This window comes from Acinetobacter sp. FY683 (assembly GCF_059515885.1).
Genome location: NZ_JCAKNA010000025.1, coordinates 1 through 24968, shown reverse-complemented (window position 1 = coordinate 24968; position 24968 = coordinate 1). Strand labels below are relative to the sequence as shown.

Genomic DNA, 24968 nt, shown 5'->3' with positions numbered 1-24968 from the left:
CTTTTCTTTTGCGTAGACTTTTGTAAATTGTCATATAGATGTCTACCTTACGTCCAATACTTATTTGCATCGAAATTTAAAGATACTCAAGAATTATGCAGAAAACATGGATTACACTTTTGAGCCTTGCGTCACTTACCGCTTGTAGCCAACTCCCTAAATCAGAACAAAACGTACAAACCATCGTTCAGTCACCATATAAATATCAGGAGCCTAAACTCCTTATTATTGGGCATCGCGGAGCAAGTGCATTACGCCCTGAACATACTTTAGCGTCTTATCAAAAAGCCATAGATGATGGTGCCGATTTTATTGAACCAGATTTAGTGCCAACTAAAGATAATTATTTAGTTGCCCGTCATGAAAATGACATTACCACCACTACAAATGTAAGTGGACTTTCACAATTTAAAGATCGTAAAACGACAAAAATCATCGATGGTGAAAGCCACACGGGCTGGTTTACTGAAGACTTCACTCTAAGTGAGTTAAAACAACTCAAAGCACGTGAAAGAATTCCTGAAATTCGCGCTCAAAATACCCAATTTAACGATCAATACGAAATTCCAACGTTAGAAGAAATTATTGCTTTAGCGCAAAAACATTATGAAAAAACAGGTAAATTAATCGGTTTATATATTGAAACGAAACATCCAACCTATTTTCAAAAAATTAATCATCCTTTAGAAGACCAATTACTCAAAACATTAGCTTCACATGAATTCACACGTGATAAAGCACCTATTTATTTACAATCTTTTGAAGTGAATAATTTACAGTATATAAAAGCACAACTACCTCAATATAAAGGCTTAAAACAAGTTCAATTAATACAACTTTATAGCGATATTAATGAATCTCCCGCAGACTTTATTGCTCAAGGTATTCACAAAACTTATGGTGATTTAACAACAACAGAAGGCTTAAAAAATGTTGCTAAATATGCTCAAGGTATTGGACCTAGTAAAAACTATATTGTAGATCAATCGGGCAACCTCACTCATTTTGTGCAAGAAGCACATGCACAAAATTTAAAAGTTCATCCTTATAGTTTACGCCCTGAAAATAAATTTTTAATTAAAAGCTTAAGATGTAACAACGTTGAAAAAGAGCGCTGTGAATCAGGTGCATTAAAAGAATATCAGTTATTTTTTGAAGCAGGTGTAGATGGACTATTTACCGATGATCCTAATTTAGGACGTAAAGCTGTAAATGCCTTCATGAAAAATAATAAATAAATCTCCCAATAAAAAAAGGTCGCTATAAATAGCGACCTTTTTTACATAGGGTAATGATGAATTACATCATACCGCCCATGCCACCCATACCGCCCATATCAGGCATAGCTGGTTTATCTTCTGGAATATCAGTAATCATACATTCAGTTGTTAACATTAAACCTGCAACAGATGCTGCATGCTCAAGTGCTGAACGCGTTACTTTAGCAGGGTCAAGAATACCCATTTCTAACATATCGCCATATTCAGAAGTTGCAGCGTTATAACCGAAGTTACCTTCACCATTCTTCACAGCGTTAATCACTACAGATGGTTCGTCACCCGAGTTAGCAACGATTTGACGTAGTGGAGCTTCAATTGCACGACGTAAAATATTGATACCAACATTTTGATCATCATTTACACCAGCAACACCGTCAAGTGCTTTAGCTGCACGTACAAGCGCAACACCACCACCTGCAACAACACCTTCTTCAACCGCAGCACGAGTTGCATGAAGAGCATCATCTACACGATCTTTCTTCTCTTTCATTTCAACTTCAGTTGCAGCACCAATTTTGATTACAGCAACACCGCCTGCCAATTTAGCAACACGTTCTTGAAGTTTTTCTTTGTCATATTCTGACGTAGATTCTTCAATTTGAGCACGAATTTGAGTTACACGCTCAGCGATTTGAGCAGCAACACCAGCGCCATCAACAATTACTGTATTTTCTTTAGAAACAGTTACTTTATGCGCTGTACCTAAATGCTCAAGTGTAGTTTGATCTAAAGACATACCAATTTCTTCAGAAACTACAGTACCACCAGTTAAAATTGCGATATCTTGAAGCATTGCTTTACGACGGTCACCAAAGCCAGGTGCTTTAACCGCACATACTTTAATAATGCCACGCATGTTGTTTACAACAAGAGTTGCAAGCGCTTCGCCTTCAACATCTTCAGCAATAATAAGAAGTGGTTTACCTGTTTTAGCAACAGCTTCTAATACTGCAATCAATTCACGAATGTTGCTGATTTTTTTATCAACAAGAAGAATGAATGGATTTTCAAGTTCAGCAGTTAAAGTATCTTGCTTGTTTGCAAAGTACGGGCTGATGTAACCACGGTCAAACTGCATACCCTCTACAACATCTAGAGAATCTTCAAAGCCTGAACCTTCTTCTACAGTAATTACGCCTTCTTTACCTACTTTTTCCATTGCTTGAGCAATCAATTTACCAACAGTAGTGTCAGAGTTAGCAGAAATAGAACCAACTTGTTCAATTGCTTTAGAATCAGATGCAGGTTTTGCTGTATTTTTAATTTCAGTAACAACAGCTTTAACCGCTAAGTCGATACCACGTTTCAAGTCCATTGGGTTCATGCCCGCAGTAACTGATTTGATACCTTCATTTAAAATTGCTTGAGCTAAAACTGTAGCAGTTGTTGTACCGTCACCAGCGATGTCGTTTGTTTTTGAAGAAACTTCGCGAACAAGTTGAGCACCCATGTTTTCAAACTTGTCTTTTAAGGTAATTTCTTTTGCAACAGTTACACCATCTTTAGTGATGTGCGGCGCACCAAAAGAACGGTCAATAACAACATTACGACCTTTAGGGCCTAAAGTCACTTTTACTGCATCTGCAAGTACGTTTACACCTGCGATCATTTTAGCGCGAGCTGAATCACCAAATTTTACGTCTTTAGCTGACATAACTAACTCCTAATTTTTTTAAATTTTTACAAAATCTGATTAAAAAATTTGACACTGGGTTTAAGGATTAACCTTCTAATACCGCTAAAATGTCAGACTCTTTCATAATAAGAAGCTCTTCACCGTCAACTTTTACTTTTGTACCAGCATAAGTACCAAACAATACAGTGTCGCCTACTTTAACATCTAAAGCACGAACGCCATTATCCGTTACTTTACCGTTGCCCACTGCAATGATTTCACCTTGCGCTGGTTGTTCAGCTGCTGAAGTACTTAAAATAAGACCACCAGCAGTTTTTGTTTCCTTTTCTACGCGGCGAATAACAACGTTATCGTGTAAAGGACGAATATTGCTCATAGTAAACTCCATCAGACTTAGTCTTTTTTGGTAATAGATAATGACTTTCTTTTTCCATAGGTCATTATCCAATTAAATCATTTTCGATGACTCTGTTTTGGGGATGGAAAAATATGCTTCAAGGGCTAAGGTTAAAAAAAATTAGCTTTTTTGTATGTTTTTTACCCAAAATCATTATTTAACATTCTATTTCTGAATTTTGATAATCAAAAGCTTATTTATACGTACTATTTCATCAATGCTCAAAATTAAATATTTCCAATATTTGATCTTTTCATATTTTATTAACCAAGCCCCAACATTCTTCAAATAAATAATAAAAAACAAACTTCGCATAATTACTCATAAAATATAAAAATTAACAATAAAAAGACCCGCTATTCCTGAATTAACACTTTTTATATCTTTCTTTATTATTTATTCTGATTTCAATAGCTTATATATTAATCTTTTTTTGCATTATGTGAATTTACTATCACGACCATTCATCAAATCGATAAAGAAAACTCAAAATCAACAAATCACAAACCATTGATTTTATTAACTATAATTAAAATAAATACCACGCATTAAAGTATAGAATAAACAAGCAACCCTCTTTAAAAATTAATAACATATTGTTTTATATAAACAATATAAGAAATGCTCATCAATATCACCCGATTTCCACCTTATGCTTAAGTCTTATTTTTTTTATCATTTTATGCTTTAATAACGCCACTTTTTTAGATTTCATCTTTGTAATGTATTTCATTACATCGATTTATACTTGTACAGCTTGTACACATTTGAGATAGGCCTCATCATGACCCAAGTGAACGCACCAGAATTCGTTCGTCACCCTAAGCTTATTGCTTGGGTGGAAGAAATTGCAAAATTAACCAAACCAGCAAAAATCGAATGGTGTGACGGTAGCGCAGAAGAATATCAACGTTATATCGACTTGATGATCGCTAACGGCACAATGCAAGAACTTAACAAAGAAACTCATCCTGGTTCTTACCTTGCAAATTCTGACCCTTCTGACGTTGCTCGTGTTGAAGGTCGTACTTACATCTGTTCAGAAAACAAAGAAGATGCTGGCGCGACAAACAACTGGGAAGCTCCAGCTGAAATGCGTACTCGTCTTAACGGTTTATTTGACGGTTCTATGAAAGGTCGTACGTTGTACGTTGTTCCTTTCTCTATGGGTCCTTTAGGTTCTCATATTGCTCATATCGGTATTGAACTTACTGATTCTCCTTACGTTGCTGTAAGCATGTCTAAAATGGCACGTATGGGTAAAGCAGTTTATGACGTTCTTGGTACTGACGGTGACTACGTTCCTTGCGTACACACTGTAGGTGCTCCGCTTGCGGAAGGCGAAAAAGACGTTGCTTGGCCTTGTAATCCAGACAAATGGATCGTTCATTATCCAGAAACTCGTGAAATCTGGTCTTACGGTTCTGGTTACGGTGGCAACGCTTTACTTGGTAAAAAATGCCTAGCTTTACGTATTGCTTCTTATATGGGTCGTCAACAAGGTTGGTTAGCTGAACACATGCTAATCCTTGGCGTGACAAATCCACAAGGTGAAAAACACTACATCGCAGCTGCATTCCCATCTGCATGTGGTAAAACAAACTTCGCTATGTTGATTCCACCAGCAGGCTACGAAGGTTGGAAAATTGAAACTGTAGGTGACGATATTGCTTGGATTAAACCAGGCGAAGATGGTCGTTTATATGCAATCAACCCTGAAGCAGGTTTCTTCGGTGTAGCTCCTGGTACAAATACGAAGACTAACCCGAACTGTATGGCAACTCTTCATAAAGATGTTATCTATACAAACGTTGCTGTTTCTGAAAATGGCGAAGTTTGGTGGGAAGGTCTTTCTAAAGAAGCACCTGCTAACCTTACAAACTGGAAAGGTCAACCACACACTGGCGAAGAAAAAGCAGCTCATCCAAATGCTCGTTTCACAGTTTCAGCTGGTCAATGCCCTTCTATTGACGCTGACTGGGAAAATCCAGCAGGTGTTCCAATTTCTGCGTTCATCTTCGGTGGTCGTCGTGCAGACACAGTGCCTCTAATTTCAGAAGCATTTGACTGGGTTGATGGTGTTTACAAAGCTGCGACTATGGGCTCTGAAACAACTGCTGCTGCTGTTGGTCAACAAGGTGTTGTTCGTCGCGATCCATTTGCGATGCTTCCATTTGCTGGCTACAACATGGCTGACTACTTCACGCATTGGTTAGAAATGGGCGAACAAGTTGGCGAGAAAGCTGCTGCTGCTGGCAACAAACTTCCTGGCATCTACAATGTAAACTGGTTCCGTCGTGATGCTGAAGGCAACTTCGTATGGCCTGGTTTCGGTCAAAACATGCGTGTTCTTGAGTGGATCATTGATCGCTGTGAAGGTCGTGCAACTGCTGTTGAAACTCCAATCGGCTTAGTTCCAACTTACGAACAGTTGAACTGGACTGGTTCAGACTTTACGAAAGAACAGTTTGATTTAGTAACTTCTCAAGATAAAGATCAATGGATCAAAGAGCTTGAAAGCCACACTGAATTGTTCGAAAAATTAGGTGATCGTATGCCTGCTGCGTTGAAAGCGCGTCAAGCTGAATTGATTACTGCTGTTAAATCTGCTTAATGTAGATTTAATGAAAAAAGGTCGCGTAAGCGGCCTTTTTTTACAATAAAATATCACTTTATTTTTATTACTCTTACAAACAGAGAAAGAAATATGAACAAAACTATTATCGCAAGCTTCAGCCTTTTTGTTATGGTATCTGCACATGCAGAATTATCCACAACAGTTACACCAGCTGAAATAAAACCTACAACCAATATTGAAGTTACACTCCCTAATAACAACGAAAAAATGATTTGTCTTATTGCAGGCACACCCTCAAATGTAAATTACAAAGTCATTAAACGCGTTAAAGCTGGTAAAGGTACTTATGGTTCTGTTACCGATGTTTATCCAAAAATTAAGCACCTCGCAAATCACTATAAAGCAGATGCAATCATTAATTATAATGCTAGCCAGCGCTTTGGGTTTTGGCCTTGGCGTATTGTACGCCCAGTTATTACTGGTGTAGCAGTGAAATTTGAATCACCCATGGATTGCACAGCCTTAAATGGAAAGTTAATTTAGAATATAAAATAAAAAGGTCATTAAATATGACCTTTTTATATTTAAAATACGCTTAACTGAATTCACGATTCTCCATACCTCCTCTCCTCATTTAACCAAAAAATATAATACTTTTCGACTAAAGTCGAATGCATAATAACCAGCAACCCTGTATAAACAACTCAATAAATACCTCCATTTTTATAATTAAGGTCTAATTTTTGCTTGCATTTTGTAGTAAAAAATAATTTCAATCTTCTTTGGAGAATAGTGTGTCAAATTCACCTACCCAAGATATTTCACAGCCTATTGATCGTAAAACACGGTTCAAATCTATTATTGGTGGTTCAGCTGGTAACCTCGTTGAATGGTATGATTGGTATGTTTATGCCGCATTTACCCTATATTTTGCACCAAAATTTTTCCCTGAGGGTGACAGCACTGTAAAACTATTACAAGCTGCTGCAGTATTCGCACTCGGTTTCCTTATGCGCCCTATTGGTGCATGGGTTATGGGTGTTTATGCCGATCGAAAAGGTCGTAAAGCAGGCTTATCTTTATCCGTATCACTCATGTGTGTTGGTTCACTGATTATTGCCTGTACACCAACTTATGAAAGTATCGGTATGCTTGCCCCTGCCATGCTATTGCTTGCCCGCTTATTACAAGGCTTGAGCGTAGGTGGTGAATATGGTTCAAGTGCAACTTACTTAAGTGAAATGGCGGGTAAAAACCACCGTGGATTCTTCTCTAGTTTCCAATATGTAACGCTTATTTCAGGTCAGCTTTTAGCATTGTGTACACTCATTATTTTACAACGCACGATGACTGAAGAGGCACTTGGTGAATGGGGATGGCGTATTCCGTTCTTTATTGGTGCAATTTTAGCTATTGTTGTATTCTGGATCCGTCGTGGACTTGTGGAAAGTGAATCTTCAAAACAAGCTCAAAAAATGGCTAAAGAAGGTGGTCCAAAATCTGGATTTATTGAACTTTTCACTAAACACCCTAAAGCAGCATTCACAGTCATTATGCTAACTGCTGGTGGTACATTAGCATTCAATACATTTACAACTTATTTACAGAAATACCTTGTAAACACTTCAGGCTTTGAAAAAACCACAGCAACTGAAATTACCACTGCCGCTATTTTCATTTTCATGTTAATTCAGCCTGCAATTGGTGCACTTTCAGACAAAATTGGTCGTAAGCCAATTATGATTGCTTTTGGTGTTTTAGGTGTTATTTTCACAATTCCTATTTTCAACCATATTGGTTCAACCAACAATGCAATGACTGCTTTCATGCTTTGTATGAGCGGTATGATTATTGTTTCTGGTTATACAGCAATTAATGCTGTAGTAAAAGCTGAACTATTCCCTGCACATATTCGTGCATTAGGTGTAGCTTTACCTTATGCCATTGCCAATACATTATTTGGTGGTACTGCAGAATTAGTTGCCCTTAGCTTTAAAAATGCAGGCTATGAACACTACTTCTTCTACTACATTACATTCATGATTGGCTTGTCTTTAATCACATATATCTTCATGAAAGATACTAAGAAAAATAGTTTAATTACTGATGATTAATATCAAGCTATTCAAATAATTTCCAATAAGACCTTCAATATGAGGGTCTTATTTATTTTACATCTTAAAACCTAAAGTTTAATTTGATTTACAGTTAACTATTCACCATATTTTCAGACTAAAGTCGAATGAAGGATTAAGACAAAAGGCGTATAAATAACTTATTCCATATTATCTCCCTCAAATAGACAAAATATATTTTTTTAAGTTTTTCCTAAAGAATTTAAAAGGATGCATTTTGCCCACATTCCTTGGAGAATGCTGTGTCAAACTCATCATCACAAGTTGCAACCGTGCAACTTGATAGAAAAACTCGCGTCAAATCTATCTTAGGTGGATCTGCTGGTAACCTTGTCGAATGGTACGACTGGTATGTTTATGCTGCATTTACCTTATATTTTGCAAATCAATTTTTCCCCGATGGTGATAGCACCGTCAAACTATTACAAGCTGCTGCTGTTTTTGCATTAGGTTTCTTAATGCGTCCAATTGGCGCGTGGATTATGGGTATTTATGCCGATCGTAAAGGGCGTAAAGCAGGTTTAACACTTTCCGTTTCATTAATGTGCGTAGGTTCATTAATGATTGCATGCGCACCAACTTATGATTCTGTAGGCATGCTTGCACCAGCAATTTTACTATTTGCTCGCTTGATTCAAGGCTTAAGCGTTGGTGGTGAATATGGTTCAAGTGCAACATATTTAACCGAAATGGCAGGCAAAAACCATCGAGGCTTTTTCTCAAGCTTCCAATATGTAACGCTTATCTCAGGTCAGCTTTTAGCACTTTGCGTACTCATTGTTTTACAACGTAACATGTCTGAAAGTCAGTTGACTGAATGGGGCTGGCGTATTCCTTTTGCCATTGGCGCCCTACTTGCTATTGTTGTTTTCTGGATTCGTCGTGGTTTAGTCGAAACAGAATCTTCGAAGCAAGCGCAAGAACAAGCAAAAAATGGTGGTGAAAAATCAGGAGCATTGGCCTTATTTACCAAATATCCAAAACAAGCATTTACTGTGATTATGCTAACTGCTGGCGGTACATTAGCATTCAATACATTTACAACCTATTTGCAGAAATACCTTGTAAACACTTCAGGCTTCGAAAAGACAACAGCAACTGAAATTACCACTGCCGCTATTTTCATTTTCATGTTAATTCAGCCTGCAGTTGGTGCTCTTTCAGATAAAATTGGACGCAAACCCATTATGATCGCCTTTGGTGTTTTAGGTGTTCTATTTACGATTCCAATTTTCAATGGTCTTGGTAATACCACAAACCCAACAACTGCTTTCATTTTATGTATGAGTGGGATGGTTATTGTGACTGGTTATACTGCCATTAATGCTGTAGTAAAAGCCGAACTCTTCCCTGCTCACATTCGGGCATTAGGTGTAGCTCTTCCTTATGCTATTGCCAATACATTATTTGGTGGTACTGCAGAATTAGTTGCCCTTAGCTTTAAAAATGCAGGACACGAAAATTACTTTTTCTACTACATCACCTTCATGATTGGTCTATCTCTCATCACTTATATTTTCATGAAAGATACCAAGAAAAATAGCTTAATTACCGATCATTAATAACGCATATTAAGCCCATTAGAGTAAGCAAATATAAATACGATTCAAATCAATTTTGAATCGTATTTTTTATTTTTATTTTCTACACATTTCCTTCATTCTATTTATCGAGTATTCATCTTTCTTATGGCATACTAAATCACATAAAAATGTTGGGAACTTTAAAGATGAATAACACTTATAAACTCTTAGGATTAGGTTTTATTGCCTTAGCACTTTCAGCTTGTCAAAGCACACCGCGTCAATTCAATGGCACTGTCGGCTACCAAGTTGAATCAAAAACCGCAGATTCAGCAACACTTGCCTACACGCTAGCTGGTCGCCAAAACCAACAATTAGATGAAACAAAACTACAACGTGCTTGTCAAAAAGTATTAGGTACAACTAACACGTATAAGTTAAATATTTTAAGCATAAATGAAATTGCAAACCCTCAAAAAGATGTTGAGTTTGGTCGCCAAATTGGACATAGCAGAACAAGTATTGGCCTATCAAACACCCCTGGTCTATATAGCGATCAAGACTATGCAACTCTTCAGGCTCTAGATGCTCGCCCTGCAACATTACGTGTTGTTCGTTATACTTGTTCTTAATTTTTTCACATAAAAAAGGACATAAAATATGTCCTTTTTTATACCCAATAAAACCTATAAAGTTCTATAAAAACTTACATTTCTAAATTCAGGAGATTCATCTAAATCTGGCCAAGTAGTTGCACTACGTTCATCTAATTTTTCATATTTTGGATGACTAAAATTTTTAACACGACTGTCTGCCACCCATACTTTTGGTGCAAACTTTAAAAACTCATCTAAGAAGAAACGATTACATTGGTCATAAAGTACATCTGCTGCAAGTAAAATATCAACTTGCTCAGCTTGATACAAATCATCCAAATACTCTAATTCCACACCGTTTAATTCAGCATTTGCACGACAAGCATCTAAACTAACTTCATCAATATCACAACAAATCACACGTTTCGCACCTGCCATTTTTGCGGCAATAGCAACAACGCCTGAACCAGCACCAAAATCCAAAACAACCTTACCTTTCACATGATGTGGCTCCGCTAGCAACCACTGTGCCATTGCCAAACCCGATGCCCAACAAAAAATCCAATACGGCGTATCATTCCAAATACGACGAATGACTTCATCATCAAGCTTATCGGTTGGAAACACAGGTGGAATGAGCCATAAAGAAATAGGCGTTTCAGGCAATTGCTGAGCATGTAATTCACAATGTGGAATCACATCATGCAAGGCTTGAATTAAATGTTGGGGGGCTTTGGGAAATTGGAACGTGCAGCTCATTGGAATTCTTTTAATTGATATATTTTTGAAGAATCTCCCCTAACCCCTCTTTAGAAAAGAGGGAAACTTCCATCTAGAAATAGTAGGTAGAGTTCCCTCCTTTGAAAAAGGAGGGTTAGGGAGGATTAAATTAACCCAACGCTTTTTCAGCAGCTTCAACTGTTTGACGAATTAATGTTGTAATTGTCATTGGACCTACGCCGCCTGGAACAGGTGTATACGCAGAAGCGACATCTTCAATGCCAACAAGTTGGATATCGCCTACACCACCGCCATCACGTGGATGGAAACCAGCATCAACAACCACAGCACCTTGCTTAATCCAATCTTTTTGAATTAATTCAGCTTTACCTACTGCACCTACAATAATATCCGCTTGCTTAACAAAACTTGCTAAATCTTGAGTACGTGAATGGCAAATAGTAACAGTTGCATTTGCCTCAAGAAGCATTGCAGCCATTGGTTTACCTAAAATTGCAGAACGACCAACAACAACAGCATGTTTACCTGCAATTTCAATGTTGTTTTCTTTAAGAATAGTCATAATGCCTGCAGGTGTTGCAGAGCCATAAGCAGCTTCGCCCATTGCCATACGACCATAACCAAGGCAAGTTACGCCATCTACATCTTTAGCAAGAGAGATTGCGTCAAAACAAGCACGCTCATCAATTTGAGCTGGTACTGGGTGTTGTAATAAAATTCCGTGAACATCAGGATTTGCATTCAATTTTTCAATTTCAGCAAGAAGTTGTTCTGTTGTTGTTTCTTTACCAAGTTCAACTTTCAAAGAATCCATACCTACACGACGGCAAGCATTCCCTTTCATACGCACATAAGTTGCAGATGCACCATCATCACCTACCAAAATAGTCGCTAAAATTGGTGTACGACCTGTTTTCTCTTTTAGCGCTTCTACGCGAGTCAACAAGTCTGCTTCAATTTGCTTTGCTAATGCACGACCATCTAAAACTAATGCCACGGCACTTCTCCCAAGTGTTGATATGAATCAATTTTGCACATTCTACATCATTATTTTAATTATTTTTGTCGATATGATGTTTTTATGCACATACAGCACCACTCTGCTATTGTTTTTTTTTCAGAGCTTGCTAATATACGCATCAACAAGACATGGCGGGGTGGCAGAGTGGTCATGCAGCGGACTGCAACTCCGTGTACGCCGGTTCGATTCCGACCTCCGCCTCCATCTTGTTAAAATGCCCGAGTGGTGAAATCGGTAGACACAGGGGATTTAAAATCCCCCGCCCACAAAGCGTGCCAGTTCGAGTCTGGCCTCGGGCACCATTCTTCTACTTCGAAGATGGTGCAATAAAATTTCCAGCTATATGCTGGTTTTTTTATGTCTAAAATTTATAAATATCTGATTATATTTTTTTAATATCGTTTCAAAACTATCTTTTTATTAAAAATCAACAAACTTTCCTTTATATCTGCCTACATAACAGTATACTAAAATCAACAAGTACTATTGCACAATCCCGCATATTTCGAGTATCTCGTATGGAATTAGACTGGACCAATTTATTACAAAATTATGGGTACTTAGCCATACTGATAGGCACGTTTTTAGAAGGTGAAACTGTACTTTTATTAGGTTCTTTTGCTGCACATCATAATATTTTAAATATTTGGTTGCTTCTTTTAACTGCAACTCTCGGTGCTTTTATTGGCGATCAATTCTATTACCACCTTGGTTCAAAAGTTGGTCATAACATTATTCATAAAAATCCAAAACTGAAAGAAAAGTTTAATAAAACAAGTTCTTTTATCGAAAAATATCCAACCATCACTATTTTATGTATGCGTTTTGCATGGGGCTTAAGAACTGTAATTCCTATTAGTTTTGGTATTAAAAAATTTAATTATGTACACTATTTTATTGTTAATCTATTAGCATCATTGATTTGGGCAGCGGTTATTATCTTTATTGGTGTACAAATAACTGAATGGATTCATTTGGTCTGGGATTCTTTATTCCATACACATTTTAATACCATAATCGTGGGTTCTCTTGTTATAGCTTCTCTTATCATTATTTATAAAGTGTATGTTTTAAAAAACCAAGCCAAGTGATCTACACTTGGCTTTCCTTGGTCACCACATGGAATTAACCATTTTGTTTGCTGTGTAGTGCATTATCATAAGCACGTTGTTGTTCATATTGAACAGGGTTATACGAACAAGCTGATACTAATACCGTAAAAAGCACAACAGAAATTACTTTAGTCATAACATTTATCCAAATCAATTTAGGGAGATAAACCACCCATTCACAATATGCAGTGGTCTTAATTTGTGTGATAAATATACTAAAGCTACCTATATAGATAAAACAGTTTATTTTCCTAACAGTGATTTGTTTTTTAGATTAATAAGAAATTAAAAAAAAGCCCAAACGTCGTTTAGGCTTTTTATCTCTTTAAATTATTTAGATTTTTGCAATCTTAAAGCATTAATAACAACAGACAATGAACTTAATGACATTGCTACAGCTGCTAGCATTGGCGTAAGTAACAAACCTGTAAGTGGATAAAACACCCCTGCTGCTACAGGCACACCCAAGCCATTATAGACAAATGAGAATGCTAAGTTCTGCTTCATATTTTTAACACCCAGTTTCGCCATGTGAATTGCATCTGCTACACCACGAATATCACCTTTGACCAGCGTAATTTGTGCTGTTTGTTTGGCAATATCAGTGCCATTTCCCATTGCAATTCCCACATGAGCTTGTGCTAATGCAGGCGCATCATTAATCCCATCTCCTGCCATAGCTACAATATGACCTTGCGCTTGTAGTTTTTTCACAATATCGAGTTTTTCTTGTGGCGTACAGTTTCCATAAACTTGCTTAATTCCCAGCTCATTTGCCACAATTTGTGCATTCTTTTCATGATCACCTGTTGCCATCACTACCTCAACACCATCTGCAATAAGTTGATCCATGACTTGGCGAGCATTGTGCTTTAAAGCATCATGAATCGAGATATATGCCAACAAAGCAGAGTCTGTTGCTAAAAAGCTTATGACCTGCCCTTGTTCACGCAAAATATCTAACTCATTTTGTAGTGATAAGGAAACAGAAATACCTAATTGTTCAATGAGTTTTTGGCTACCAATATAAACCGCAAAACCATCAATCTCACCCTTTACACCAAAACCGGTCACATCTTCATAGTTTCTAACTTGAACATAAGATGATGTCGGCACAATTTTCGATAAAGTATGGGCAATAGGATGTGTTGAGAATTGCTCGATAGATGCAATCCACGTTTCAATTTGCTGCTGATCTAACTCAGGCACCAATAATTTAATTTCTTTCAGGCTTGGCTTACCCTCTGTAAGCGTACCCGTTTTATCCACAACCAAAGTGGTGACTTTGCTGAGTGCTTCAATTGCTTCTGCATCTTTAAACAATACGCCCTTTTGTGCTGCACGTCCTGTTGTTGCCATCACAGACATTGGTGTTGCCAAACCTAATGCACAAGGACAAGCAATAATTAAAACAGCTACGGCGCACATTAATGCTAAATCAAATTGAGCTTTACCAAAGACCATCCATGCAATAAATGTAAGCACGCTAACCGCCAATACGGTGACTACAAAATATTTAGCAACAACATCAGCTAAACGCTGTAATGGCGCTTTTGAACGCTGCGCTTCGGCAACTGTTTGAATCATTTTAGCGAGAGTTGTATTTGCACCAACAGCAGTCGTTTCAATACGAATACTACCTTGTTGATTGACCGTTCCACCAATGACCTGATCACCCAATTCCTTTTTTACAGGAACAGGTTCACCCGTCATCATCGATTCATCTATATAGGTTTTACCATCTATCACAACACCATCAAGAGGCACTTGCTCACCTGATGCAATTTGTAAGATATCACCTTGTTGAATCATTGAAATATCAACTTCTACAAGTTCACCATTTTGTACTAATGTTGCTGTATTGGCTTGTAAACGTAATAGAGATTTTAAAGCATCGGCAGTTTTAGCTCGTGCTTTTAATTCCATGATTTGACCAAGCAAACTCAGTGAAACAATCATACATGCCGCTTCAAAATACACAGCAACGCCATGCCCTGTTTTTGCAGCCATTGGAATTAAAGATGGGAAAATAGTTGCCACCACACTATAAATAAATGCAGCGATCACACCTACACCAATCAAACTCCACATGTTCAAATTACGTGTTTTATAAGATGAAAGACATCGTTCTAAAATTGGCTTACCTGCCCAAAGCACCACAGGTATTGACAGTACGAGTTCAATCCATGGCTGAATATGCTGAGGAATTACGGCATGAATATGCGAGCCCATTGCCAACACAAAAACAAGTAAAGTTAAAGGTAATGTTTTCCAGAAACGATTGCTAAAATCGACCAATTCAGGATTTGGTCCATCATCTAACGTGGGCTGCATAGGCTCTAAAGCCATACCACAAATAGGACAAGTCCCTGGTCCTTTTTGCACAATTTCAGGATCCATTGGACAGGTATAATCCATATCCGCAGCGCCTTCAGGTACAGGACGTTCATCAAAAGGAATTAAGTAAAATTCAGGATCTGCTTTAAATTTTTCTACGCAAGATGGGTTACAAAAATAGTAAGTCTTGTCTTGATAGTCCGTTTTTAAATCGGTTGATGTATCTACCGACATCCCACACACCAAATCTATTTCAGTATTTTCATTTGAACTTGGTTTTGAACCACCGCAACAACTTGATTTTTTAGGTTCAACTGCTTGTTCTTTCTTTTCAGAACCACAACATGAACTTGTTTTTTCAACAACCTCTGTCTTATCTTTTGTACCACAGCACGATGCTTTTTTAGGTTCAGCTTGTTCTTTTTCTGTTCCGCCACAACACGATTTTTTTACAGGCAGCGCCATTTCTACAGCATTTTTTTTCTTAGTGCTGCAACATGAATATTTCGTAGAAGATAAATCTTTTGCCTTTAAGTATTGTTCAGAATTTTCAGCAAACTTTGTTCTGCATCCATCACAACAAAATAAATAGCGCTTTGCTTCAAAATCGAAATATCGCTCAGAATCTTCTGCGACCGTCATACCGCAAACAGGATCTGTCGTAACAATTTCTAGCTTTGCTTTAGACTGAGAACAACATGCTGTTTTTTTAGCTTGTTCCATCTTAGACACTCTCGCATTTTTATGTTTATATTAGAATAAAGTCTGTACCTAGGTACAGAGTCAAGTCTTTTAGAAGGGAAATGATATGTTTACTATTGGTAAGCTTGCTAAAATGACGCATTCATCTGTTGAAACTATTCGCTATTATCAGCGTATTGGCTTAATGCGTATTCCTGAAGCACAAGGAAACTATCGCTTTTATTCGCAACAAGATATTGAAACTTTAAGCTTTATACAAAAAGGGAAAGATGCTGGCTTACAGCTCAGTGAAATTCATGAGCTATTAAAATTACAAATGAATGATCGAGCCCAAGTGCGAAAAGTCATTGAGCAACGCTTAGAAAAAATTGATTTACGCATTAAAAAATTAAAAGCATTAAAAAAACGCTTAAATACATGGGTCGATGAATGTAAATCTACAGATGAACATTGCTGTCCCATTTTAAAAGAGCTAAAGCAATAAAAAAACCGTGCTACACTCTTTTAGCATCTCTCAATCAAGCCTATGATTCATTATATATTTCGATAAAATTTACTTTATATTTAAATTATGAATGTGCTCAGATCTCAAATTAGAAAACAACGTCGTCAAATTTCCGTTTTTCAACAGCGCCAATCTGAGCAAAACTGTTTAAATCAACTTCGTCATTTTCATGGCTTTCAACATGCAAAAAAAATTGGTATTTATTTAGATGCTTTTGGTGAAATACATACCAACAAAATAATTGAATATGCTTTATCAAAAGGCAAAGACGTTTATTTACCCAAAGTAACATCCACACGCCAAGCTTTAGTTTGGGTAAAAATTTCAAAGCATCAATATCGTAATAAACGCTTTGTACCTCATACTTTAGGTATGTTAGAACCTACAGCCACAGGTGGTTTACACGTATCTAAACTTGATTTACTCATCATGCCTTTATTGGCTTGTGATTTTTTGGGTACTCGAATTGGCATGGGCGGAGGTTTTTATGATAAAACATTAGCAAGTGCTCAACACAAACCATTCCGTTTAGGGCTAGCACATGATTTTCAATTTATAAATACACAACTTGAACGCCAAGTTTGGGATCAACCCTTAAACGCCCTACTCACCCCTAACAAATTGTATCGTTTTAAAGACTAAATCATTATTTTGACTATGTGTATCACTTTAAAATCACATATTTAGTCATTTTTTCTACATTATATTGCCTATTACCCTTGTAATTTTCCAAATACACATCACTATAAAAATATGCAACACCGTTGTTACTCATGAGGAGTGTCCATGTCTGAAAATATTATGAATGAAGAAATCTTAGAACCTCAGGTTCCAAGCGTATTACCGCTTTTAGCGTTACGTGACGTGGTCGTTTACCCTCACATGCAAATTGCCTTATTTGTGGGTCGTGAAAAGTCGATCAAGGCTGTTGATGTCGCTCGTAACAATGACAATTTAGTATTTGTTGTGGCACAAAGAGATTCTCTTACAGAAGAAATTGATCACGAAAATCTATATCAATACGGAACTGTCGCGAAGATTGTCCAAGTTGTGAATCATGAAAATGATGAAAACTGCATAAAAGTATTAATTGAAGGTTTACATCGTTCTAAACTGGTGAAAATTATCGATAACGATGATTATCTCACAGCAGAACACAGCTTAAGTGATATGACTGTTAATGTTGATGCAGCAACGCAGTCAACTCGTGTTGAAGAGCTACGTGCCCTGTTCGCTCAATATGCAGAAGCAAAATTACGTAATGCTCGTGAACTTATTGCTGCTGCAAATAAAATTGAAGATTTACTTCAACTCTTATTCTTTGTAGCGACACGCGTTCCATTGAATATTGATGTAAAACAAAAGTTCTTAGAACACGATGAATTTGAAGCACATTTACAAGAGCTCATGACTTATTTATTGCAACAATCTGAAGAACAACAGATTGAGCAAACTTTGCATGACTCGGTAAAACGCCAAATGGAAAAGAACCAACGCGAATACTTCTTAAATGAAAAAATGAAAGTAATTCAGCGTGAACTTTCCGACATTAATGGTGGTGCTGAAGATGATGTTGCAGAAATTGAACGTCGTTTAGCTGAAGCAGATTTACCTGAACATGTACGTAAAAAAGCTGAATCTGAATTCCGTAAGCTTAAAGCAATGCAACCTGCATCAAGTGAAGCAGCTGTTGTTCGTAACTATATTGAGGCAATTTTAGATACGCCTTGGAATAAAGCGAGCAAAGTCAGCATTAACTTAGCAAAAGCTCAAGATATTTTAGATACTGACCATTACGGCTTAGACGAAGTGAAAGAACGCATTGTTGAATACCTTGCTGTTCAATCACGCGTGAAAAAGCTTCGCGGTCCTATTCTTTGTTTGGTTGGTCCTCCGGGTGTTGGTAAAACTTCGCTTGGTGAATCTGTAGCAAAAGCAACAGGTCGTGAGTTTGTTCGTATGGCACTTGGTGGCGTACGTGACGAAGCGGAAATTCGTGGTCATCGTCGTACTTATATTGGTGCGATGCCAGGTAAAATTGTTCAATCTTTAACAAAAGTAGGCGTGAAGAACCCTCTGTTCTTACTCGATGAAATTGACAAGATGGCGCAAGACTACCGTGGCGACCCTGCTTCTGCTCTGCTTGAAGTACTTGATCCATCACAAAACTCTAAGTTCAATGATCATTATTTAGATCTAGATTTAGACTTATCTGAAGTGATGTTCATTTGTACTGCAAACAGTATGAATATTCCTGAAGCACTTCTTGACCGCATGGAAGTCATCCGTCTTCCAGGTTATACAGAAGATGAAAAAGTGAATATTGCAGACCGCTACCTTGTTCCTAAAGCAATTAAGAACAATGGTTTACGTGCGAAAGAATTAACTGTTCATGAAGAAGCGATTCGTGACATCGTACAGCGTTATACACGTGAAGCTGGTGTTCGTAGCTTAGAGCGTGAAGTGTCTAAAATTGCACGTAAAGTGGTTAAAGAAGCGGTAAGTAAAAAAGCGAAGAATCTTCAAGTTGAAGTGACATCTGCAAACTTGCCTGACTACTTAGGTCCACACAAATTCGACTTTGGTATGGCTGAAGAAGAAGCACAAGTGGGTCGTGTAAATGGTCTTGCTTGGACTTCTGTTGGTGGTGAGCTTCTAAATATTGAGGTTGCAGCTGTTCCGGGTAAAGGTAAATTCATTACTACAGGTTCACTTGGTGATGTAATGAAAGAGTCTATTACCGCAGCAATGACGGTGGTTCGTACTCGTGCAGATGAATTGGGGATTGAAGCTTCTCGTTTTGAAGAAACTGATGTTCACGTTCATTTACCTGAAGGTGCAACACCGAAAGATGGCCCTTCTGCTGGTTTAGCGCTCACTTTAGCTTTAGTTTCTGCGTTTACTAAAATTGCGATTCGACCTGATATTGCAATGACAGGTGAAACGAGCTTAAGCGGTCGTGCTATGCGTATTGGTGGTTTAAAAGAGAAGTTACTTGCTGCGCACCGTGGTGGAATTAAGCTTGTGTTTATTCCGCAAGAAAACGTGCGTGACTTAATTGAAATTCCTGACAATGTAAAAGAAGGTTTGGAAATTAAAGCTGTTAAATCTATTGATGAGATTTTAGCTTTAGGTCTTGTTTCTACACCTAAGCCATTGGTTAAAGCGCCAATCGTGAAAGCTGTAGATGAAGCTAAAGCAGCTCGTCATTAATTGCATAAGCAATAAAAAAAGCACACTTTGGTGTGCTTTTTTATTTATTTTCTGAAACAAATATAAAAATCATTATCATTTTTATGATTACTAATATATTAAATGATAAATTAAGCTACTGATTATTTATTAAAATGTTCCTCACATTTAATTAAAAATAATAAATTGGATGCCGTTAGGTGAAGTGCATAACCTGCTAAATATTCAGGTACTTCTTTGATCTTTGTTCCTTGTCCATGACCACCTTCTTTATTTCGAATTGTTGCAGATCCACTTTCTAACAATGTACTTATTGAACAGAATTGAGTTTGCAAATATTGAGGAACCAAACCATTGATTAAGCAGCTGTTAACTAACTTTTTAGAGTTATCACTTTGATTAAAATTCCACGAATGCTTTTTATGGATAGCCTTCATTAAACTTTCAAATGTTTTAAGACAATCATTCAGACACTCTTTATATCGTTGGTGTCTATAATGTTCATGAGCAGATAAAAACTCTGCAAGTGACCCTTGATAATCTTGGTCTTTTCCAAGAAGCTGTAAGACAGGTTTGACCACTTCTGAATGTATAAATTGTGAATCAACTTTAATCAGCTCACCTTCTTCAAATTGATATCCAAGTCCAGCTTCTTTGAATCTTATATTTAATTCATTAATAGCATCATCTGGCTCTTGTTCACGAGAGTAATAATTGTGAGGATATTCTTTAACAACAAAATGTATCACCCTAAAAAATATTTCAATAACATCTAAGACATACTCATAATTTTCTTCTTTTAAGAAAAAATTAAAAATTGCTTCTCTATCGCTATCATATTTATTTCCAAGAGAAAATTTTCCGTATTCTTTGCAAAATATTTGATGTATCTCTTTATAACGATTAGCAACATGACTGTTATTATCTTTTCCTAAACCATCCTCTACTATATGAATAATTTGTATACGAAGTTTGTTAGAAATTTCATTATATTGATAAACATCGGATATTTCCCCCCGTAATTCTTTTTGTCTTTTTGAAAATAATGAATATACGCTCAATTTATTTATCTCAAGTTCTTTAATACATTAAATTATAAGTATATTTTTTTCATTTTTCTATTATTAGCATAATAAAAGCACCTTATTCTATTACATACTTAAATCGCTTGAAATACGCATAAAACCTAAACCTGCCGATCTGACCGTTCAAACAAATTCAACATTACCCTTGATTAAAAAAATACGTATTACTCCCGAAATTTATATAGTTCTAGTCAATCAAAATGTATTCTTAAATCCCAAATAACAATCTCATCCAATCCACCTATTTCAAGGTATAATTCAGTCCTGTTTTAAAAATTTGCTTCTTATGAAAATTCGTATTCTGACTATCGGTCAAAAAATGCCTGCTTGGGTACTTACAGGTTTTGAAGACTACTTCAAACGCATACAACCATTCGTGCAAACTCAAATTATAGAATTACCCATGGCAAAGCGTGGTAAAAATGACTCCGAAGCAGATATTTTAAAATACCGAAATATTGAAGGTGACAGCATTCTAAATGCGATGAAACAAAACGAAGTGCTCATTGCCTTAGAAGTAGGCGGACGTGAATTTAGCACCGAAAAACTTGCCGAAACCATGAAAGGTTGGATGCTAGAAGGTAACGACATTGTACTTGCTATTGGTGGGCCAGACGGTCACTCAGAAGCTGTGCGTAAAGCCGCTGCTTGGCACTGGTCATTATCTAAATTAACCCTGCCTCACCCTATGGTACGTGTCATGCTCATTGAACAGCTTTACCGCGCTATGAGCATTAACAACAACCATCCTTACCATCGTGCTGGTTAATTTCAAATTGTTCTACTTTTAGAACGAATTGTTGAATATTTCAGGTTTATATTATTTTTTAATTTATAGATAATCATCACAGATGAATTATTTAGGCGTATAGCAATGAACTTACAAACTCTTCCTGGTTTATTTATTTCTCATGGTTCACCTATGCTTGCGCTTAACCCTGAACAAGTTGGACCTGCATTAGAAAGATTAAGCCTTAATCTTCCAAAACCAACAGCCATTATTATTATGTCTGCACACTGGGAAAGTAATGCGCTTGAAGTCAGTTCGGCGGTACGCCCTGAAACATGGCATGACTTCCGTGGTTTTCCACCCGAACTTTATGACATACGCTACCCTGCTCCTGGTGAGCCTGAATTAGCCGAAAAAATCTTACAACTTCTTGCACATGCAGAATTATCTGCACATGCAAATAGTACGCGCCCACGCGATCATGGTGTGTGGATGCCCCTACTTCACATGTATCCCGATGCAGATATTCCCGTGGTTGAAATTTCGCTACCTATGAATATGTCTGCTGAAGATATTTATAAAATTGGGCAGACCCTTGCACCACTACGTGAAAAGCAAATTTTGATGATTGGTTCAGGCAGTATTACCCATAATTTACGAGAGCTTTCATGGAATGGAGATGATCAATCTGTTCCTGAATGGGCATCAACTTTTAGAAATTATGTAGTCAATAAGCTTCACCACAATGACTTCGATGCGGTTTTAGATTGGAAAAATATTCCTCATGTAAACCGTAATCACCCAACCATTGAACACTTTGCACCTATTTTTTTTGCTATGGGTGCAGGTCATCGTTTTAGTGTTGTACATAGTAGCTTTACTATGGGCTCATTAGGTATGGACGTTTATCGTTTTGATTAAAAAATGATTCAAAAACACAATAAATTAACAATCATATAAATTTTGGATACATTTCATCCTCAAAAAGTGAATATGTATCCATTTTCTTTTCATCACATTCAGCTATTCTATTTATCAATCAATTTTTCAATAAAGAACATACTGAAAATGAAATTAAAATATTTAGCTATTGCTCTATTCCCACTTACTCTAGCTGCCTGCCAGTCTAGCGACATTCAAAAAGTTGGAGATCTTGCTGTGTCAGTATTACAACAACAAAATGCAGATAAAACCTTAACATCTTATACTTGGAGTGCTAACACTAAAAATGCGAAGCGCCCTATCGTACTGACTTTTGCCGAAAAAGGTCGCTTAAGTGTTTCAACTAGCTGTAATACGCTTGGAACATCTTGGAAAGTTGAAAACAATACTATTTCTACATCAAACATCATGTCTACAATGATGGCATGTGATGATAATTCAATGAAACAAGAAAGTTTTGCAGCAAGCCTATTTGATAGCCGCAAAACACCTTTTATTCTTAATTTAGATGATGTTCAGAAACCAACTCTTACCTTAATTGCAGCCAATGGTGAAAAAGTTGTATTTACAGGAAAAATGACACCTGAAGTTAAGTATCAAACTCAAGGTGAAACGATTTTCCTAGAAGTAAATCCAAATACTGTTCAATGCCAAGGCGTAGCACCTCAAACGTGTCTACAAGTTCGTGAAATTAAATACAACGATAAAGGCATTAAAACGCAAGCAGATCAAAACTGGTCTAACTTTTATGATGCCATTGAAGGTTATCAACATAACCCAAATGAACGTCAAGTGATTCGTGTTAAACGCTACGAAATCAAAAATCCTGCTGCTGACCAATCAAAATATGCTTATGTACACGATATGACTATTGAACGTGAAGCGGTTAAAGGTGTGCTTTAATTCTAGTTTGAAATATTCAGTGCTAATCTGAAATATAAAAAAACCGAGGCTAATGCCTCGGTTTTTTTGGGTCCAACGTATTTGCTTAGAATACGCCTTGAGCAAGCATTGCATCGGCAACTTTTACGAAACCTGCAATGTTAGCACCATCAACATAGTTAACAGTACCATCTTCTTTTGTACCGTATTTAACACAGTTACGGTGAATTTCTTTCATGATAGCATGAAGACGCTCGTCAACTTCTTCAAAAGTCCAACCTAAACGCAATGCGTTTTGAGACATTTCAAGACCTGAAGTCGCTACACCACCCGCATTTGATGCTTTACCTGGCGCATAAAGAATATTTGCTTCAACAAATTTCTCTACAGCACCTAAAGTAGAAGGCATGTTTGCACCTTCAGCAACACAGCTCACACCGTTAGCAAGAAGTACAGCTGCATCGTCAGCATCTAATTCATTTTGTGTTGCACATGGAAGCGCGATATCACACTTAATACCCCAAGGACGTTGACCTTCAAGATATTCAAAACCATGAGCAGCAGCAAATTCAGAGATACGACCACGTTTAACGTTTTTAAGTTCCATTACCTCAGCAAGTAATTCTTCAGTAAAACCGTCTTTCACGTATACAGTACCAGCAGAGTCTGAAAGTGAAACCACTTTAGCACCTAAATACATTGCTTTATCAGCAGCATATTGAGCAACATTACCAGAACCTGAAATTGTTACGACTTTATCTTTGAAGCTTTCGCCACGAGTCTTGAGCATTTCCTCAGCGAAATACACAGTACCGAAACCAGTTGCTTCAGGACGAGCCAATGAACCACCAAAAGTTAAACCTTTACCAGTGAATACACATGAAGTGTCATTGCTCAATTTTTTCATCATGCCAGCCATATAGCCAACTTCACGACCACCAACACCAATATCACCAGCAGGAATATCTGTATTAGAGCCAAGATGACGGTAAAGCTCGATCATTAATGCTTGGCAGAAACGCATGATTTCGCCTTCAGATTTACCTTTAGGGTCAAAATCTGAACCACCTTTACCACCACCCATAGGAAGTGTAGTTAAAGCATTTTTGAAAGTTTGTTCAAAACCTAAGAATTTTAGGATTGAAAGGTTCACTGATGGGTGGAAACGCATACCACCTTTAAATGGACCAATAGCTGAGTTGTACTGTACGCGGAACGCACGGTTTACTTGTGTCTGACCTTGGTCATCTACCCAAGAAACTCGGAATTGGATTGCACGTTCAGGTTCAACTAGACGTTCTAGTAAACCGTGAGCTGCGTATTGTGGATTCTTTTCAATGAAAGGCCACAAACTTGTCATCACTTCTTCTACAGCTTGAAGAAATTCTGGTTGATATGCATCACGTGTTTTTACGTAATCTAGGAACTCATTAAGTGTGTTGTATTTCAACGCTTAATCCTCAGCAGAAAATGGATCAAAATTGGTCAAAAAGTTAATCAACGATTTATTTTGGCGCAAAACATTAAATATCTTTTGTAATAAATCTACAACAATTATTTGAATGAAATTTAAT

The 24968-nt window shown here is 37.1% G+C and carries 21 protein-coding genes and 2 tRNA genes; 15 read left to right on the top strand and 8 right to left on the bottom strand.

The window, feature by feature from the left end; all coding sequences use genetic code 11:
* Positions 1-95: 95 nt before the first annotated feature.
* On the top strand, positions 96-1238 hold the full coding sequence (locus AC5YDH_RS11910; RefSeq protein ID WP_496119791.1) for a glycerophosphodiester phosphodiesterase: 1143 nt from the start codon (positions 96-98) through the stop codon (positions 1236-1238).
* 61 nt (positions 1239-1299) lie between these two features.
* On the opposite strand, the gene groL is transcribed toward AC5YDH_RS11910, so the two are convergent.
* Together groL and AC5YDH_RS11900 are read right to left on the bottom strand one after the other, a co-directional pair.
* Positions 1300-2934: a chaperonin GroEL gene (gene groL, locus AC5YDH_RS11905; protein WP_496119790.1), complete on the bottom strand. Its 1635-nt coding sequence runs from the start codon at positions 2932-2934 to the stop codon at positions 1300-1302.
* A 67-nt stretch (positions 2935-3001) separates the two neighbouring features.
* Positions 3002-3292: a co-chaperone GroES gene (locus tag AC5YDH_RS11900; RefSeq protein WP_496119789.1), complete on the bottom strand. Its 291-nt coding sequence runs from the start codon at positions 3290-3292 to the stop codon at positions 3002-3004.
* Positions 3293-4097: 805 nt separating this feature from the next.
* On the opposite strand from AC5YDH_RS11900, the gene AC5YDH_RS11895 reads away from it, so the two are divergent.
* The 5 genes from AC5YDH_RS11895 (at position 4098) to AC5YDH_RS11875 (ending at position 10181) form a co-directional block, all read left to right on the top strand.
* Positions 4098-5927 (top strand): phosphoenolpyruvate carboxykinase (GTP), encoded by a 1830-nt coding sequence (locus AC5YDH_RS11895; RefSeq protein WP_496119788.1) that lies wholly within the window; start codon positions 4098-4100, stop codon positions 5925-5927.
* 93 nt (positions 5928-6020) lie between these two features.
* Positions 6021-6434 (top strand): hypothetical protein, encoded by a 414-nt coding sequence (locus AC5YDH_RS11890; protein ID WP_496119786.1) that lies wholly within the window; start codon positions 6021-6023, stop codon positions 6432-6434.
* A 251-nt stretch (positions 6435-6685) separates the two neighbouring features.
* Entirely contained in the window at positions 6686-8005 is a 1320-nt protein-coding gene (locus AC5YDH_RS11885) for an MFS transporter (RefSeq protein WP_496119784.1), read from the top strand.
* A 263-nt stretch (positions 8006-8268) separates the two neighbouring features.
* Positions 8269-9588: an MFS transporter gene (locus AC5YDH_RS11880; protein ID WP_496119782.1), complete on the top strand. Its 1320-nt coding sequence runs from the start codon at positions 8269-8271 to the stop codon at positions 9586-9588.
* 167 nt (positions 9589-9755) lie between these two features.
* The gene (locus AC5YDH_RS11875) at positions 9756-10181 is read left to right on the top strand and encodes a hypothetical protein (protein ID WP_496119781.1); all 426 of its coding nucleotides are present in this window, start codon (positions 9756-9758) and stop codon (positions 10179-10181) included.
* A gap of 54 nt (positions 10182-10235) precedes the next feature.
* Here the strand turns inward: AC5YDH_RS11875 and AC5YDH_RS11870 are convergent, their stop codons facing one another.
* Together AC5YDH_RS11870 and folD are read right to left on the bottom strand one after the other, a co-directional pair.
* Positions 10236-10904 (bottom strand): class I SAM-dependent methyltransferase, encoded by a 669-nt coding sequence (locus AC5YDH_RS11870; RefSeq protein WP_496119779.1) that lies wholly within the window; start codon positions 10902-10904, stop codon positions 10236-10238.
* A gap of 130 nt (positions 10905-11034) precedes the next feature.
* Positions 11035-11883, bottom strand: a complete 849-nt coding sequence (gene folD, locus AC5YDH_RS11865; RefSeq protein ID WP_496119778.1) for a bifunctional methylenetetrahydrofolate dehydrogenase/methenyltetrahydrofolate cyclohydrolase FolD — start codon at positions 11881-11883, stop codon at positions 11035-11037.
* Positions 11884-12037: 154 nt separating this feature from the next.
* Here folD and AC5YDH_RS11860 point away from each other — a divergent pair.
* From AC5YDH_RS11860 to AC5YDH_RS11850, 3 genes are all read left to right on the top strand, one after another.
* Positions 12038-12111, top strand: a tRNA-Cys gene (locus AC5YDH_RS11860).
* Between the two features lie 12 nt (positions 12112-12123).
* Positions 12124-12209 (top strand) — tRNA-Leu (locus AC5YDH_RS11855).
* A 216-nt stretch (positions 12210-12425) separates the two neighbouring features.
* Positions 12426-12998 (top strand): DedA family protein, encoded by a 573-nt coding sequence (locus AC5YDH_RS11850; protein WP_496119777.1) that lies wholly within the window; start codon positions 12426-12428, stop codon positions 12996-12998.
* 34 nt (positions 12999-13032) lie between these two features.
* Here the strand turns inward: AC5YDH_RS11850 and AC5YDH_RS11845 are convergent, their stop codons facing one another.
* Positions 13033-13155: a hypothetical protein gene (locus AC5YDH_RS11845; protein ID WP_496119775.1), complete on the bottom strand. Its 123-nt coding sequence runs from the start codon at positions 13153-13155 to the stop codon at positions 13033-13035.
* A 194-nt stretch (positions 13156-13349) separates the two neighbouring features.
* On the bottom strand, positions 13350-16079 hold the full coding sequence (locus tag AC5YDH_RS11840) for a heavy metal translocating P-type ATPase (protein WP_496119773.1): 2730 nt from the start codon (positions 16077-16079) through the stop codon (positions 13350-13352).
* Positions 16080-16164: 85 nt separating this feature from the next.
* Here AC5YDH_RS11840 and AC5YDH_RS11835 point away from each other — a divergent pair, with 85 nt between their 5' ends.
* The 3 genes from AC5YDH_RS11835 to lon all read left to right on the top strand — a co-directional run bounded on the left by AC5YDH_RS11835 (position 16165) and on the right by lon (position 19776).
* Entirely contained in the window at positions 16165-16542 is a 378-nt protein-coding gene (locus AC5YDH_RS11835; RefSeq protein WP_496119771.1) for a MerR family transcriptional regulator, read from the top strand.
* Between the two features lie 87 nt (positions 16543-16629).
* The gene (locus AC5YDH_RS11830) at positions 16630-17205 is read left to right on the top strand and encodes a 5-formyltetrahydrofolate cyclo-ligase (RefSeq protein WP_496119769.1); all 576 of its coding nucleotides are present in this window, start codon (positions 16630-16632) and stop codon (positions 17203-17205) included.
* A gap of 144 nt (positions 17206-17349) precedes the next feature.
* Positions 17350-19776, top strand: coding sequence for an endopeptidase La (lon, locus tag AC5YDH_RS11825; protein WP_496119767.1), 2427 nt, complete (start codon positions 17350-17352; stop codon positions 19774-19776).
* A 122-nt stretch (positions 19777-19898) separates the two neighbouring features.
* On the opposite strand, the gene AC5YDH_RS11820 is transcribed toward lon, so the two are convergent.
* Positions 19899-20816 (bottom strand): abortive infection family protein, encoded by a 918-nt coding sequence (locus AC5YDH_RS11820; protein WP_496119765.1) that lies wholly within the window; start codon positions 20814-20816, stop codon positions 19899-19901.
* 310 nt (positions 20817-21126) lie between these two features.
* Here AC5YDH_RS11820 and rlmH point away from each other — a divergent pair, with 310 nt between their 5' ends.
* The 3 genes from rlmH to AC5YDH_RS11805 all read left to right on the top strand — a co-directional run bounded on the left by rlmH (position 21127) and on the right by AC5YDH_RS11805 (position 23415).
* Entirely contained in the window at positions 21127-21609 is a 483-nt protein-coding gene (gene rlmH, locus AC5YDH_RS11815) for a 23S rRNA (pseudouridine(1915)-N(3))-methyltransferase RlmH (protein WP_154773276.1), read from the top strand.
* Between the two features lie 105 nt (positions 21610-21714).
* Complete coding sequence (locus tag AC5YDH_RS11810; protein ID WP_496119763.1) at positions 21715-22491, top strand: DODA-type extradiol aromatic ring-opening family dioxygenase; 777 nt, start codon at positions 21715-21717, stop codon at positions 22489-22491.
* Between the two features lie 147 nt (positions 22492-22638).
* A complete protein-coding gene (locus AC5YDH_RS11805; RefSeq protein WP_496119761.1) occupies positions 22639-23415 on the top strand; it encodes a DUF4377 domain-containing protein in 777 nt (258 codons plus the stop codon).
* Between the two features lie 85 nt (positions 23416-23500).
* On the opposite strand, the gene gdhA is transcribed toward AC5YDH_RS11805, so the two are convergent.
* Entirely contained in the window at positions 23501-24844 is a 1344-nt protein-coding gene (gene gdhA / locus AC5YDH_RS11800) for an NADP-specific glutamate dehydrogenase (RefSeq protein ID WP_496119759.1), read from the bottom strand.
* Between the last annotated feature and the right edge of the window lie 124 nt (positions 24845-24968).